The sequence below is a fragment of the Longimicrobium sp. genome (genome assembly GCA_036389795.1).
In the GTDB taxonomy this organism is placed as follows: domain Bacteria; phylum Gemmatimonadota; class Gemmatimonadetes; order Longimicrobiales; family Longimicrobiaceae; genus Longimicrobium.
Genome location: DASVWD010000149.1, coordinates 1 through 14572 on the forward strand (window position 1 = coordinate 1; position 14572 = coordinate 14572).

A 14572-nucleotide genomic window follows, 5' to 3' on the forward strand; every position below is an offset into this window, starting at 1 on the left:
CCGGCCGCCGCCCAGCGGCCGGACCTCGGCGCGCTGGACGCGTACGTCGCGCGGGCGGTGCGCGAGTGGCGGGTGCCGGGGCTGGCGATCGCGGTGGTGAAGGGCGACTCGGTGGTCTTCGAGAAGGGCTACGGCACGCGCACGAAGGGGCGCGACGAGCCGGTGGACGAGCACACGCTCTTCGCCGTGGGGTCCACCACGAAGGCGTTCACCGTGGCGGCGCTGTCGATGCTGGCGGACTCGGGGCGGGTGGCGTGGGACGACCCGGTGACCAGGCACCTGCCGGCGTTCTCGCTGGCCGACCCGTACGTCACCCGCGAGATCACCGTGCGCGACCTGGTCACCCACCGCACCGGCGTGGCGGCCGACGACCAGCTCTGGCTGCTGGGCTACCCGCGCGCCGAGATCGTGCGGCGGATGCGCTGGCTGCCGCGCGCGGCCGGCCTGCGCTCGGAGTACGCGTACAACAACAACATGTTCGTCGTCGCCGGCGAGGTGGTGGGCGCCGCGTCGGGGAGCACCTGGGACGCGTTCGTGGCGCGCCGGATCTACGCGCCGCTGGCGATGGCGGAGACGTTCCCCACGCTGGCCGCCGCGCGCGCTCGGCCCAACCTGGCCACGCCGCACGACCTGCGCGGCGACACCGTGGCCGCCATCCCGTACCGCGACATCGACAACGTGGGCCCGGCGGGGTCGATGATGTCGTCCGCGCACGACATGGCGCGCTGGCTCCGCTTCCAGCTCGACAGCGCGCGGCTGAACGGACGGCGGCTGGTCTCGGCGCGGCAGCACGCCGCCTGGACCACCCCGCAGTTCGTGGTGCCGCTGGAGCGCTTCTACCCGGCGGCGCGCGCGGCCGGGACGCACCTGGCGGCGTACGGGCTGGGGTGGTTCCTCCAGGACTACCGGGGGCGCCTGGTGGCGATGCACACCGGGAGCATCGACGGGATGAGCGCCATCGTGGGGATGCTCCCCGAGGAGGGCGTGGGCGTGGTGGTCCTGGCCAACCTGGACCACGCCGAGGTGCGCCACGCGCTGATGTACCGCGTCTTCGACCTGTACCTGGGCGCGCCGGAGCGTGACTGGAGCGCGGAGCTGCGCCGCCTCTACGCCGCGGCCGGCCGGCAGCGCGAGTCGGTGCGGGTGACGGGCACCCGCCCCACCCTGCCGCTGGCCCGCTACGCCGGCACCTACGCCGACTCGCTCTACGGCGACCTGCGGGTGCGGCTCGAGGGCGGCAGGCTCGTGGCCGCGCTGGGGCCGCGGCTCGCCGGCACGCTGGAGCACCGCGCCTACGACACCTTCGCGATCCGCTGGAGCGACGCGGGGCTGGGCGAGAGCACGGTCACCTTCTCGCTCGACGCGCGCGGCACCGTCGCCGCCGCCACGGTGGACGGCCGCCCCTTCGCCCGCGCGGCCGAGCCGGCGGCCTCCGACGCTCGCTGATCCCGGATTCCGAGGTCGATCGTGCGACGAGGATGTCATCCTGGGAGAGCCGCTGCGCCGAACCTGCTCCGGCACCAGTGTCTGGCGGCGACCGCTGGAGCGGAGGCGAGTCTCGTGAGGACGCTCCCTCAGTCTCAGGATGACATTTTGGTTGGCGTTGCGGTGTTGCCAGGAATGCAAAGACACGGCCCCGCCGCGGGAGATTCGCGGCGGGGCCTTTTGTCGTTACCCGGAAGCGAGGCGGTTCACCCGCCTCCCGCCGGCGGCGCGGGCCGGCGCGCCGCGTACTCGCACACCAGGTCGAGCGCCAGCGCCTCGTGGCTGCCGGGGCGCGGGGTGACCCACACCGTCGCGCCCTTGTCGGTGCGCACCGTGCGTCCACGCAGGATCGCCGTCCGGCTGCGGAGCTGCGTCCGTTCCTTCGCGCAGTCGTAGTCGGCGCCGTAGACGAGCGCGTCGTAGCGCCCCGAGGGGTCCGGCACCGGCTCCGGCTCGTCGATGCGCACGCGGGCGCGGTAGACGCCGGCGCCGCTCCGCGAGATCGAAGTGGTGTCGATGGCCAGGCGCGCGCCCCGGGGGTTGAAGCCGAGCACGGTCCACTCCGGTCCCGGCGCAGGCAGATTCGACTCGCCGGAGGCGGCGCCGCGCCGGGCGGCTTCGTCGTAGATCCCCGGCCCGTGGTACACACGCGCCAGCCGCGGCTCGCCGCCGGGCTGCTCCGGCCGGATCCCCACCAGCACCGCCGAGCGGCCCCGCGCCCACGCGCGGAAGCCGTCCATGCTGTCCACCGGCGGACCGAGCGCCTGCCGGAGCGAGTCGACCACGGCGCGCAGCCGCGCCTCGGGGTCGGCGGCCGGCTCCCACACCGCCGTCCCCACCAGCCGCCCCGAGCCGATCATCGCCACCGCCACCACGTCGCCGGCCGAGCGGAAGCGCAGCTCGCCCGTCTCGTAGGTGCGCACGTGGCGGAAGCCGCGCGCCTCCAGCAGCGTGCGCACGCTGTCGGCCGGCGTGCCGTACGGGATGTTCGCGAAGGTGATGTGGTTCTGCGCGGCCGCCGGGGCCGCGGCGAGACAGGCCGTGCATGACACGGCCGCGCAGATGCGGGAGATGCCTGGGATCGCCATCGGAGTACGGGAGAGGTGGAGCGGGGCGGCGGGAGCCGGGGCGCAGGAAATGGCCCGCGGGTGAAAGCTACGCCGCGCGCCGGAGATGCGCCAGATGTTTTCTCCTCGCTCCGGCGTGCCGGCCGTGCCACGCCGCCTCGTTCAGGGCCGGAGGGTGAGCCCGAGCGCGAGCCCGCGTCCGCGGCCGCCAGGAGGCGCCGCCGCGGCGGCCCCGAGCGGGACCGGCTCCCACGCCTCGCGCCCCCGCGCGGCGCCGATCACCCCGCCCGCGATGGCGCCGAAGCCGGCGCCCACGGCGGCGCCGATCGCCGGCAGGCCCTCGTTGCACTCGGGGTCGGTGCACGACAGGCCGAAGAGGGCGCCGGCCGCCGCCCCTGCCAGGAACCCGATCCCGGCCATCCGCAGGGCGCTCTTCCCGCGCTCCCCCCGCCCCCGCGACACCTCCAGCCGCGTGATCGCGCCGCGGGGGACCGCCGTGAGCGTCCGCTCCGGGCCGCGCGCCAGGAACAGCGTGTCCACCGAGAGGCTGGCGACGCGCCCGGCCTGCCGGTCGATCGCCAGCGCCGGGGCCGTGACGCGCACCCGCGTCCCCTCCGCCAGGCGGGGCGCGTCCTGCGCGTGCAGCGCGGGCGCGGCGAGCACGGCCACGGCGAACGGGAGCCGGAGGAGGACGCGGCGCTTCATCTTCGTCCGGGAAGGAAGGAGCAGGGAGACGGAGGTCGCGGGAAAATCGTAAGCGCTGCCCGGGACGGGGACAAGCAGATCCACCGATCACACCGCTTGAAGATCGTCCGTGTCATCGCACCTGCTCGACCCCCGCGAGCGGTCGGGTCCAGCGCCCTTCTCGGACCACCAGACACGCGGAGTAGATTCCTCGGTCGCGCCCAACCTGTCGTGCCGAAGAAACTTACGTCGGGCGCTCCCTCGGAATGACATCTTCCCGATCCCGCGAATCGGCATCAAACCCCTTGCATGTGTGTACTGGTTAGTATACACTACACACCAGCCAGTCGATGGGAGCATGCGGATGGCAGGCCTGGGAGAATTCCTGCGTGAGCGGCGCGAGGTGCTGCGGCAGGGCGATCGGCGGTACTCGGTGCGCCAGGTGGCCGCGCGCGTCGGGGTGCAGCCCTCGTACCTCAGCAAGGTCGAGCGCGACGAGGTGTCGCCGCCGTCGGAGGAGACGCTGGTGCGGCTGGCGCGCGAGCTGGACGTGGAGCCCGACCTGCTCCTGGCGCTGGCGGGCAAGGTCTCCAGCGACCTGCTGGAGGCCATCCGGAGGCGCCCGCTCCTCTTCGGGCAGCTCATCCGGGAGCTGCGCGACCTCCCCGACCACGCCGTGCTCCGGCTGGTGCGCGAGGTCCGCGACGGGAGCTGGTGACGGTGAAGCCGCAACCCACATTCGGGAGGCCGTGATGATCGAGCTGCAGCAGGACGCGCTGGTGTTCCGCTTCCCCGACGTGCACGAGCACGCGGTGCTCCGCGTCGAGTTCCAGCGCACGCTCCGCATCCCCGACGACGCCCAGAGCTATCCGCTGCCGCCGGGGCTCGGCCGCTTCCCGCTGCGGCACGTGGACGACTTCGCCGGGCGCGTCCCCGAGGCGTGGCTGCGGCACGGCGGGGTGATGCTGCCGATGTACCAGGCCGAGGCGATGTGGCTGAACTTCCGCTCGCCGCACGGCTACCCGTTCGCGGTGAAGGTGGCCACGGGCAAGATCAACGCGGTCACCGGCGAGGAGTGGCGCGACGGGCTCAACCGCGGGCCGCAGGACTACTTGCCCGTCCCCGAGCAGCCGTGGCTCGACGGCTACTGCGTGGAGAAGGGGTACGTCCGCCAGTTCGTGGCCATGCCGCTCGGCTCCGGCTACAGCGCCGAGGAGCAGGTCACGGGGAAGGCCGAGCACGGCGGCCTGCAGGTCTCGGCCTACCCGATGACGCGCGAGGCGTACGAGCGGCTGCTCGAGGAGCGCAGCCGCAGGCCCCCGGCGGCGAGGTTCTCGGCCGCCGCGATGCCCGCCGCCCCGGCGGCGATGGAGATGGGGCTGGCGCCCGGGGGGCGGATGCGGCAGGAGATCTACACGGACCGGCGGCAGCTCGCGGACTGGGACCAGGGCCGCACCAGCCGCTGCTTCGTGCACATCGCCAACTCGCTGGTCTGGCGCCAGGTCACGGGCGAGAGCCCGCCGACGGTGCCTCCCACGGCGGCCGAGTACACGCGCGCCGGGCTCCCCTGGTTCGAGTACTACGCCGAGCGGCAGACGGCGGTGGACGGCTCGCCGGTGCTCAGGGGGCTGAAGAGCATCCTGGGGCTGGGCAGGGAGAAGGGCGACGTCCCCCTCCCCGAGAACGAGCCGGTCGCCCCGGCCAACGTGGTCGAGTTGCGCCAGGGCCTGCGCAAGGACCAGGTGCGCGAGGGCGTGTTCTGAAGACCGTCAGGACCGCAGACGAGAAGCCCCGCCGCGAGAGCTCGCGGCGGGGCTTCGTCATCGTGGAACGTGAACCTGTGGCTTTCCGCGAGCCGGAACGCTACAGGCGCTCGGATTTCCCGAATTGCCGGATGCGCTCCGTGAGCCGGTACACGCCGGTCGAGGGGTTCGCGCCCTCCGAGTCCGCTCCTGCATGGCGGCGGTCGAGAGCCTCCGCCCTCTTGACCGCGTCCGCGTACCCCGCCGCCACGTCTTCGAACCGCACGTGCTTGTCGTAGTTAGGCAGGTGCTTCCGCAGGCGCCGGCGAGCGTCACCCGCGTTCAGGTGTGCCGTGTGCTCGGCGAAGTGCAGGAGCAGCCACAGCTCGAAGCAGGGATTCGACACCGCGAGATTGACCCGGTTCCTCCCCGCCAGAGTCCGCGCTTCCACCAGGCGAGCGTGCACGTCGACGTCGATGACACACCAGACTTCGTCGTAAGCGAGGTTCTCGTCGCGTGCACGCCGTGCCTCGCGAGCCGCAGCCTCGCTGATGTCGATCGCGTGCTGTACCAGCGCCATCGGGTCGCCACCCGGAGCGACCACGTGGACGCGGACCGTGGTGGTCCCGTGAGCGAGCCGGAACTCGTTGATGTACTCCGGCTCCGTCACCGTTCCTTCGCAGACCACCAGGATCAGCGGGAGGGGATCGCGAGAAGCGGGGTGGCGCCTGAGATCACGGGTTTCCTCCCGGCGTGGGCCGCGTCGGGCCATCAACCACCCACAATCTTGCGGAGGTCCGGCGAGCGCACCGACGGAACCGCTCCGTAGCGCCCCTGGAGGTAGCCCCTCTCCAGGTTCTCGTACTTTCGCGCCCGGAAGTCTGTGAGTGGAAACAGCCGGGTGGCGCCATCGTCGCCCTTCTCCGTGAACCAGATCTGGTCCCTGCGCAGGATGCTGGTGTCGAGCAGGTTCGTGTCGTGGGTGTTGAAGACCAGTTGTGCGTTGTTGCGGTTCGTAGTGGGGTCGTTGAAGATGTTCACGATCTCTATCGCCAGGTGTGGATGCAGGCTGCGGTCCAACTCATCCACTACCAAAGTCCCGCCCGTAGCGAGAACGTCCACCATTAGCCCAGCCAGAGAGAACAGTGTCCGCGTGCCCTGAGATTCGTGATCGAACGGTAGAGCGAATCCGTCGGATGTGCCTGACTCGTGCTTCAGTTGAACGCGTGGAGACCGGCGAATGGCATTGGGCACTTCATCAACTGACAAACTATCGTCTCCATGACCACGAAACATATCTAGGACGACCTCAACTACATCAGCCAGGTCGACCTCTTCCTCAACCTCAAGATTGGTAATCCCTAGGTCCGCCGATTTGAGCATAGATAGAACAGCAGCTCGATACGAATCGTCCATGCATCGCTCCGCAACGCGGGCTTCGATGAGGCTTCGCGTACGATTATCGACGATCGACAGGCTTCGAGAGAACCAGTTGTAGATCGGAGCCAAAGCTTCGTGGTTGTTCTGCACCGCTGCTGACAGGAAGAGACTGTTCGGTCGTGTAAGAGTGCTGATCGAGCGGTTCTCACCGGCAAGCAATCGGCTGAAGGAAAACTCCTCTTTCCGAGCAGCATCACGGATGAACCACTCCTGCTTCCGTCCCTTGGGATAGGCGTGAAGCCATTCCTCAAGAACGCGCGAAGAGTTGACTATAAAACCGTATTCGTATCGAACACCATCGAGTACGAGATCTATCGCAAAAAGCGACGGCTCGTAACTCATCTTGGAATCGAGAGCGAATGGGACCCGCGCAATCCCGCCATCCGGCCTCCAAGAACGTTGCGATCTTGTAACCGCAGAGCGCATGAACGACAGAGCATCGAACAGCGTCGACTTCCCCGACGCGTTCGCACCGTAGACCGCCGCCACGCGCAGCAGGTCCAGGTCGTAGCGGTCGACGCGGACGAGCGACTCCGCGTGCCCGGATAGCGGTGACGCTACGAGCGAAAACTCCTGCTCGTCGCGGATCGACCGGTGGTTTTCGACTCGGAAGCGAATCAGCACGGCTTCCCTCCTGCGGATCAGCAGAATGCACCAGGATTGCGGTTTTATGGATCTTCGCGCACACAATCTGCGCGTTCAGCATCGAAAAGTACATAGATACGCATAACCCTGCGCATAGAGAGGACCCCTCATACAACGGCAGAAGCCCCGCCGCGAGTGCTCGCGGCGGGGCTCCCGTGGTTCGGCCGTGCCCACGGCTGGGGATGGCGGGAAAGGGCGCGCGCTCAGCCGCCGCACGCCAGCGCGTACATCGCCCGGTTCCCCAGCACCCAGGCGCGGCTCCCCGCCACCGCGAACGGCGACGACACGAAGTCCTCGTCGGCGTCCAGCAGCTGCTGCAGGCGGTGGCCCGTGCGGCGGTCGATCACCGCCACCCCCTGGTAGTTGGCCAGCACCCGCCCGCCGCACACGGCGAAGTAGTCGTTGGCCGCCGGCGTCTCCGTCCTCCAGAGCGCGCTCCCGTCGTCCAGGCGGAAGGCGTACACCCGGCGGTCGCCCGACGAGGCGTACACCACCCCGTCCACCACCTCGGGCGCCATGGTGAAGCCGACGAAGCCGGGGAGCCCCGTGGCCCGCCACGCCTCGCGCCCGGTGAAGCGGTCCACCGCCACCACCGCGTTCGCCTTGCGGTCGCTGGCCAGCAGGAGCCGCCCCGCCACCGTGGGCGCCGAGCTGAAGGTGCGCCCGTCCGTGCCGTCGCCGCTGCGGTACGTCCACAGCACGCGCCCGGTGGCGCGGTCCAGCGCCACCAGCCAGCCCGACGAGAAGAAGCCGTTGGCCGAGTGGTGCCGCTCGGCCGCCGCGTACACCGTGTCGCCCGAGACGGCCACCCCGGCCACCAGCCCGGCGTGCTCCCACCCCGGGCCGACGTCCGTGCTCCAGAGCGGGAGGCCGTCGGCGGCGCCGAGCGCCGTGACCCGGTGGTCGCGCGTGCCCACGTACAGCGCGCGCTCGTCCGCGGCCGACTGCGCGTAGTCGGCCGACGAGTCGGGGGAGAAGCGCCACAGCTCGCGCCCCGTGGCCGCGTCGAAGGCGAAGACCACCGACTCGGCCGCATACACCCGGCCGCCCTGGAGCACCAGGTTGCGCGGGGCGTACTGCGCCAGGGGCCTGCGCCAGAGCAGGCGCCCGTCGCGCGCGCTGAACGCCGACACGCCGCGGTACGGCGCGTACAGGCGCTCGCCGTCGGTGGCCGGCACCCCGAAGCCGAAGGCGGGCTCCTCCAGCGGCACGCGCCAGAGCACGCGCGCCTCGCCGCGGCCCTCCCCGCCGGTCACCTCCGAGCAGCCGGCGGCCGTGAGCAGCAGCGCCGCCGCCAGCGCCAGGGCCGGGGCGGCGAGCCGCCCCGGCCGGTGGGACCTCTGCGTCATCCCTCGAGCCTCAGAACTTTCGGGGAACGGCGAAGTTGTTCGACAGCGCGCTGACCAGCCGGTCGCGCATCTTGTCGCTGCGCGTGCCGCCCAGGTGCGAGTCGCCGCCGTTGATCGGGTACTGCTGGTTGGCGTTCGGGTACACCTGCGACGGGCCCTGCACGATCCCGTCCGACGTCATCCCCGGCGCCGTGATCTGGTCCCAGCCGCGGTCCACGTCGTCCATGCGGCGGTAGATGTAGGCGCACCAGTACGCCGTGTTCCAGTACCCCAGCAGGCTGGCGATCACCGAGCAGCTCACGAACCCGCTGTACCCCCACTGGGCGTACGAGGCGAACGCCCGGCCGCCGCACGCCGACTCGGGGTTGCAGATGCGGTCGCCCGCCAGGCGCGCCAGCACGAAGCGCTTGTTGGCGTAGCTCTCGATCCCCACCCGCGTGAAGGCCTCGGGGGTGGAGTTGAGCTGCTGCACGAACGAGTTGTTCGGCTGCAGGTCGATCTGCCCCGGCAGCGCGGCGTCGATGGCCCACTGCAGCGCCTGGTCGACCGCGTAGTTGCCGATGATGTACGCGATGTAGCACCCCACGTCCTGGTACGGCGACTGGCAGCCGAAGTACAGGCGGTTGAGCTGGCCGTTCAGGTAGCCGGAGAGCGCCTGGCGCCCGTTGCGGGCCAGCAGCGCGCCCTGGTGCGGCGTGCTGAGGGTGATCACCCCGCGCGCCAGGTCGCCGCGCCGCTGGGCGACGCTGCGCGCCACCAGCCCGCCCATGCTGCTCCCCACCAGGATGAAGTTCTTCTGCCCGGTGGCGTCGATGCGGCCGATGAGGTCGGTGGCCTGGTTGAACGCCCGGTCGTTGCCGTTGAGGCTGGGAACGAGCTTGGTGTTCAGGTAGAACCGCTCGCTGATCCACGGGTCCATGCGGCTCCAGGCGCCGGCGTTGCTCAGGAAGCCGTGCTGGAAGACGATGTTGGCGCCCGGCGGAGGCGTGGTGGTCCCTCCCCCCGTCCCCGGGTCGATCGGCTCGGTGTCGCCCGGGTCGCGGCAGAGGGCGTACGTGTTGTACGAGTAGGCGCACATCTGCAGGCGGTCCGGCACGGTCGACGGCGCGGCCTCCCGCCCGAACTGCGGGTCGGGGCGCTCGCGCGTGGCCTGCAGCCGCCGGGCCTCCTTCTGCTTGTTGATGCGGAACTTGACGTTGCTGATCCGCATGGTCTGGCGGGTGGCGAAGGTGGCCTCGCCCGTGGAGGCCGTGGCCTCGGTGACCACCTCCTGCAGCACCCAGTGCTGGCCGCGGCGCTTGTAGACGCGCGTGAGCGTCCCCCGGTCGGGCTGCGCCGCGCCGGCGCCCTGGATCACCACCCCGCCGCCGAAGAGCGTGGAGGTGATGCGCAGGGTGCTGGGGTCGGGGTAGTCCACGTCGCCGCCCAGGCCGCCGAGCCCCTGGGGCCGCGGGGTGCCCGGGTCGCTGCTGGCGTCCTCGATGATGACCCCCTGCGTGATGGAGACGCCCTGCAGCGACCCCAGCACGGCGAGCGGCGAGGTGGTCACCGAGCCGTCGGGCTTGTCGGCGGGGATGTAGCTCCCGTTGGCGTCGTACTGGTTGTAGTCCGCGGCCACCGTCTTGATGGCGCGCACCTGGTTGGCCACCGCGGCCTCGGGGTCCAGGCCGTCGGGCTGGCGGTAGGTGTTCACCAGCACCTGGTCGTAGGTGTCGTACCCCGCCTCGATGCTGCGCGACTCGGCGGGGCCGGTGAGGGTGAGCGTGGTGGTGGACTGGCCGGTGGACGCGTCGTACACCGGCTCGGCCAGGGTGATGGTGGTGGAGCTCTCCACTTCGCTGCTCATGCTCACGTAGGTGTCCGCGGGGTCCATCGCGGGCTCCTGGTAAGCCATCATGGTGTGGGGGCCGGTGGGCGCGAGCGGGGTGTCGACCACCGGGTTCCGGTCCGTGCAGGCGGCGGCGAGCAGGGCCGCCGCACCCGCCGCCAGCGCCGTGCGCCGGTGGCTACTGCGTGTGGGCATTGCTTCCTCCCGAAACGATGGGGTTGCGCTCTTCCGGGAGCGGGGCGGAGGAGCCCGCCGGGTCCGCGCCGGAGAGGGGTGGGAACGCGCCGGATCGCACGCGAGGGAATGAACGGTATACCCCGGGTGTGCGTCCTGCCCGCGGCCGCAGGCAGGGGGCGGGCGGCCGTCGCGCTCTGCCGGCCGGGAACCCGCTGGAAGTGGGTGCTGCAGAACACCTTCCGGTTCTACACTAACGAGCCTTCCGGAAGACGTCAAGTGTTTACCGGCGGCAAAGGGAAGTGCCCCTTTCGGAACCGTCGACCGTCACCTCTCCGGCGGGCGGTATGCGGTCGGGCCGGTGCCCGTCAGGCACAGGACGGCAACGTTGTCCCGGCCACCTCCCGCCCCTACCTTGCTTTTGCTGGTGAATCCGCCGCGCGTGCGGGAACCGCGAGACGGGGAATCGCCCGCGGCGCGCGGACCGGCACGCGGTCGAGCGCCTGCGTGCCGGCACGCATCATCACGACACAGCTTCTGCTCACCAGGCGCCCGGGAGGGGCCATGAAGAAGCTGTTCACCGCCGCCGCGGCCCTCGGGCTGGCCGCCTGCGCCGGGAGCCCCGCCCCGGCGGACGCGCCGCGGCGCCAGGCGCGGGTCTGCGTGACGAATGAGGGGTACGCGCTGATCTCGGTGCAGTTCCGCCAGCGCGACGCCTCCGCGGTGACGTTCCGCGCCGTCACGCCGGGGCTCACCGAGTGCCGCCGGGTCATGCTCGGCAACGCGGGCGCCGTGGTCTTCGTGGAGAGCGGCGACCAGCGCGACGAGACCATCGACGTGGGGCTCGTCCGCCCCGGCAACACCCTCGCCGTGACCGTGCCGCGCTCGATCGCCCAGACGCGAGTGATGGAGTACCAGGAAGGGCGGTGAGGGCCGCGCGCCGCGGCGGCCTCTCCCCGCCCGCCTCCCCCCGGCGGAGGACGAAGCCATGCATTCCACCCCCGCTCCCCTGCGCCTCTCGCCCGGACAGCGCGTGGCCGCCACCTTCGGCGGCACGCTCATCGTGCTCGTCTTCGGCGCGCTGGCGTACCACGGCGCGGCGCGCGAGCGCGACACCCGCGCGGCGGTGAACAACAGCCGCGGCGTGATCGAGGAGCTGCACAAGGCGATCGGCCTGACCGTCGACGCCGAGACGGGGCAGCGCGGCTACCTGCTCACCCGCCGCGCCGAGTACCTCGAGCCGTACAGCCGCGCGCGCGACAGCGTGCAGGCGTCGCTCACGACGCTGCGCGAGCTGACCGAAGACGACGTTCCGGCGCAGCGGGCGCGGGTGGACAGCCTGGCGTTCCTCCTGGGCGGCAAGTTCGACGAGCTGGAGGAGACGCTGGCGGTGGCCCGCGCCGACGGCGTTCCCGCCGCGCTGCGCATCGTGGGCACCGGCCGCGGCAGGGAGCGCATGGACCAGGCGCGCGCCATGGCCCAGGCCATCGGGAATCACGAGCGCGACGAGCTGGAGCGCCTGGACCTGCGGGCGGCGCGCTACGAGAACGGGCTGCTGGCCACCCTGGCCCTGGGGACGGCGCTGGCCACGCTGGTGTCGCTGCTGCTGAACGGGGTGCTGGAGCGCTACGGGGCCTCGCAGGCGCGCTTCGCGGCCGCGCTGGAGGGCGCATACGCGCAGCTGGAGGAGCAGCAGGTGGAGCTGGAGCTGCAGAACGAGCAGCTGCAGGAGCAGTCGGGCGAGCTGGAGGCGCAGAACGAGCAGCTCCACCTGGTCACCAGCGAGCTGGAGGAGCGCACCGAGGCGGCCGAGGCGGCCAACGTGGCCAAGGCCCGCTTCCTGGCCGCCATGTCGCACGACCTGCGCACGCCGCTGAACGCCATCGCCGGCTACGTGGACCTGCTGGAGATGGGGGTGCGCGGGCCCGTGAGCGAGGCGCAGGTGGCGGACCTGCAGCGCATCCGCCACAGCGGCCGCCGGCTGCTGGCCATGATCAACGACATCCTGAGCTTCGCCCGCATCGAGGCCGGGCGGGTGGAGGTGCACCCCGAGCCGGTGCCGCTGGAGCCGGTCCTGCGCGAGATGGAGTCGAGCTTCCTCCCGCAGCTGGCCTCGCGCGGGCTGCAGTACGACTGCCTCCCCTCCCCCCGGCCGCTCGTGGTGCAGGCGGACCCGGAGAAGATGCAGCAGGTGGTGCTGAACCTGGTGACCAACGCCATCAAGTTCACCGAGCCCGGCGGCAGGGTGACGCTCTCGTGCGAGGAGGACGGCGACGGCGTGCTCGTCCGGGTGCGCGACACGGGGCGCGGCATCCCGCCCGAGAAGCTCCCGGGGATCTTCGAGCCGTTCGTGCAGGTGGACCGCGAGAAGACGGCCCAGGAGCACCAGGGCGTGGGGCTGGGGCTGGCGATCAGCCGCGAGCTGGCGCGGGCCATGGGGGGCGACCTGACGGCCGAGAGCACCGCCGGCCGGGGCTCGTGCTTCACGCTGCGCCTGCCGAAGGCCGCCGCCGGGCCCGACCGCCGTCCGTCTCCCGGCGCGGCCGACGACCGCGGCGAGGGCGACGGCGCCACACCGGACAAGGGCGACGTGGAAGCCGGCTCCGCGCTCTCCGTGGGAGTGCCCGTCGCGGAAGCGCCGGGGTCCCGCGCGGACCCGCCCCAAGGCCTCACACGGAGTTGACGGAGGAAACGGAGGAACCCCTGTAGTTCTCCGTCAACTCCGTTTCCTCCGTGTGAGGCTTTCGGTTACGGATCTCACCAGCGGCGGGTGAGCCCGAAGCCGAGCTGCGTCTCGGCCGGCGCCCCCGCTTGCGTGACGCGCCCCGCCCAGCCGTCGAGCTGCAGGTCCCGCGTCACGCGCACGGCGGCGGTGGCGCGGAGCTGTCCCACGTCCGCGGCGCCGGCCCGCGTGGACGAGACGCGAGAGTACTCGACCTGCGCGCCGAGGGCCTGCGTCAGCTCCGCGCGGGCGGCCGCGCCGATGGTGTTCTGCCCGAAGCGGTCGCCGGAGAGCACCGCCTCGCGGTGCGCGGCGAGCCCCACCAGCGCTAGCCGGCGCGGCAGACGCCACTCCGCGGCCAGGATCGCTTCCGGCTGCGCCGCCCCCGCGCCCACGGCGTCCGCCCCGGTCGGGAGCGTGGAGCCCAGCGTGAGCGAGATCCCCGGCCGCCACCCCGCAGCCTGGCGGAAGCGGTGCTTCACCGCGAGCGCCGCGTCGCCGAGGCCTTCCGCCGTGGCGGCCGGCGTCTCCGTCCTGAGGTAGGAGGGCAGCGTCGCGCGCAACCCCGAGCGCCGCGGCGACGCGGTCGGCCGGGACCCGCTCGCCGTGCGGCTGCTGGGCGAGGAAGAGGACTGCCCGGATCGCGTGTTCGGAGGTCTGGCTCAGCATCGTCGGCTCCTTTCGCATGCGAATATGCGAAATGGCCGCGGCCGGGCCCTGTCAGCAGACGGTGGAAACTTCAGGGGTGGGTCGCCGGTCGCGGGTGTGCGGGATTTCCGGACGGCGGAAGATCATGCCGTGGGGGAGAAACCGTGGAAGCGACGAGCTTCGTTCGAATAGGGGAACGGCATCTCCCGATCAGTAAGAGCGGGGGTCGAAACGCAAGACGGACCCGACGGCGCCCGCGAACTCCGGCGGCAGCCCGGCGCTCGTGCCATGGCCGACCTCGACGATGATCAGGAAGAGCTTGTTCTCGCTCCGTCGGGCGGATAGAAGGGCGCGGCCGTCTGCTGCAGCCGCTCCGCCTCCGAGCGGGGGAGCGACTCCAGGAACAGGATGTCGACCGCCACGAGCGGCTGGCACTCCCGGGCGATCGCCCGAGCGGTCTCCTGCCCTGGAGCCCGGGAGTCGAGGATGAGCGCGAGGCGCTTCCGGTCTTCGCCCGGATACTGGACCCTCGACAGGTAGGCGCGCGAAGTGTTCCCTTCCGCGGCCAGGATCCTCGCGAGCTCGGCCTTCAGGACCGGGACTCCGTCGCCGGCCGGCTCGCCGAGAAGCTGGATCTGACTCCTCGGCACCTGTACCCGGGTGTACGGCTCCCCGGGACGGGAGGGATCGGAGGACATTCGGCACACATCCGGTTGAAGACGCCTGGCGCGGGTGAGAGGCGGGAGCGACTGCACAAAGCCGGCCCTGCCCGGGGGGTGGGGACCCGT

Annotated in this window: 13 protein-coding genes; 5 read left to right on the plus strand and 8 right to left on the minus strand. The window is 71.6% G+C overall.

From position 1 onward, the window contains the following. Positions 1–1446: serine hydrolase (locus tag VF746_20320; GenBank protein ID HEX8694783.1), on the plus strand; the 1446-nt coding region annotated here is incomplete at its 5' end. A 245-nt stretch (positions 1447–1691) separates the two neighbouring features. Here the strand turns inward: VF746_20320 and VF746_20325 are convergent. Together VF746_20325 and VF746_20330 are read right to left on the minus strand one after the other, a co-directional pair. Continuing rightward, complete coding sequence (locus VF746_20325) at positions 1692–2573, minus strand: surface-adhesin E family protein (GenBank protein ID HEX8694784.1); 882 nt, start codon at positions 2571–2573, stop codon at positions 1692–1694. Between the two features lie 141 nt (positions 2574–2714). Then, a complete protein-coding gene (locus VF746_20330) occupies positions 2715–3257 on the minus strand; it encodes a hypothetical protein (protein ID HEX8694785.1) in 543 nt (180 codons plus the stop codon). Between the two features lie 337 nt (positions 3258–3594). Here VF746_20330 and VF746_20335 point away from each other — a divergent pair, with 337 nt between their 5' ends. Both VF746_20335 and VF746_20340 read left to right on the plus strand, forming a co-directional pair. Beyond that, on the plus strand, positions 3595–3954 hold the full coding sequence (locus tag VF746_20335) for a helix-turn-helix transcriptional regulator (protein ID HEX8694786.1): 360 nt from the start codon (positions 3595–3597) through the stop codon (positions 3952–3954). 34 nt (positions 3955–3988) lie between these two features. Further along, positions 3989–4999: a hypothetical protein gene (locus tag VF746_20340; GenBank protein ID HEX8694787.1), complete on the plus strand. Its 1011-nt coding sequence runs from the start codon at positions 3989–3991 to the stop codon at positions 4997–4999. 100 nt (positions 5000–5099) lie between these two features. On the opposite strand, the gene VF746_20345 is transcribed toward VF746_20340, so the two are convergent. The 4 genes from VF746_20345 to VF746_20360 form a co-directional block, all read right to left on the minus strand. Beyond that, the gene (locus VF746_20345) at positions 5100–5750 is read right to left on the minus strand and encodes an RloB family protein (GenBank protein HEX8694788.1); all 651 of its coding nucleotides are present in this window, start codon (positions 5748–5750) and stop codon (positions 5100–5102) included. Further along, a complete protein-coding gene (locus VF746_20350) occupies positions 5750–7042 on the minus strand; it encodes an ATP-binding protein (GenBank protein HEX8694789.1) in 1293 nt (430 codons plus the stop codon). Before VF746_20350 ends, VF746_20345 begins: the two co-directional genes overlap by 1 nt. A 224-nt stretch (positions 7043–7266) precedes the next feature. Beyond that, on the minus strand, positions 7267–8412 hold the full coding sequence (locus VF746_20355) for a PQQ-binding-like beta-propeller repeat protein (GenBank protein HEX8694790.1): 1146 nt from the start codon (positions 8410–8412) through the stop codon (positions 7267–7269). A 10-nt stretch (positions 8413–8422) separates the two neighbouring features. Then, complete coding sequence (locus VF746_20360) at positions 8423–10435, minus strand: alpha/beta hydrolase (GenBank protein HEX8694791.1); 2013 nt, start codon at positions 10433–10435, stop codon at positions 8423–8425. A 543-nt stretch (positions 10436–10978) separates the two neighbouring features. Here VF746_20360 and VF746_20365 point away from each other — a divergent pair. Further along, a complete protein-coding gene (locus tag VF746_20365) occupies positions 10979–11344 on the plus strand; it encodes a hypothetical protein (GenBank protein ID HEX8694792.1) in 366 nt (121 codons plus the stop codon). Positions 11345–11402: 58 nt separating this feature from the next. Continuing rightward, positions 11403–13097, plus strand: a complete 1695-nt coding sequence (locus tag VF746_20370) for an ATP-binding protein (protein HEX8694793.1) — start codon at positions 11403–11405, stop codon at positions 13095–13097. Between the two features lie 74 nt (positions 13098–13171). Here the strand turns inward: VF746_20370 and VF746_20375 are convergent, their stop codons facing one another. Beyond that, positions 13172–13699 carry a hypothetical protein gene (locus VF746_20375; GenBank protein HEX8694794.1) on the minus strand — a complete coding sequence of 176 codons (528 nt, stop codon included), beginning with the start codon at positions 13697–13699 and terminating at the stop codon, positions 13172–13174. Between the two features lie 393 nt (positions 13700–14092). After that, entirely contained in the window at positions 14093–14482 is a 390-nt protein-coding gene (locus VF746_20380; GenBank protein ID HEX8694795.1) for an enhanced serine sensitivity protein SseB C-terminal domain-containing protein, read from the minus strand. Positions 14483–14572: the final 90 nt, after the last annotated feature.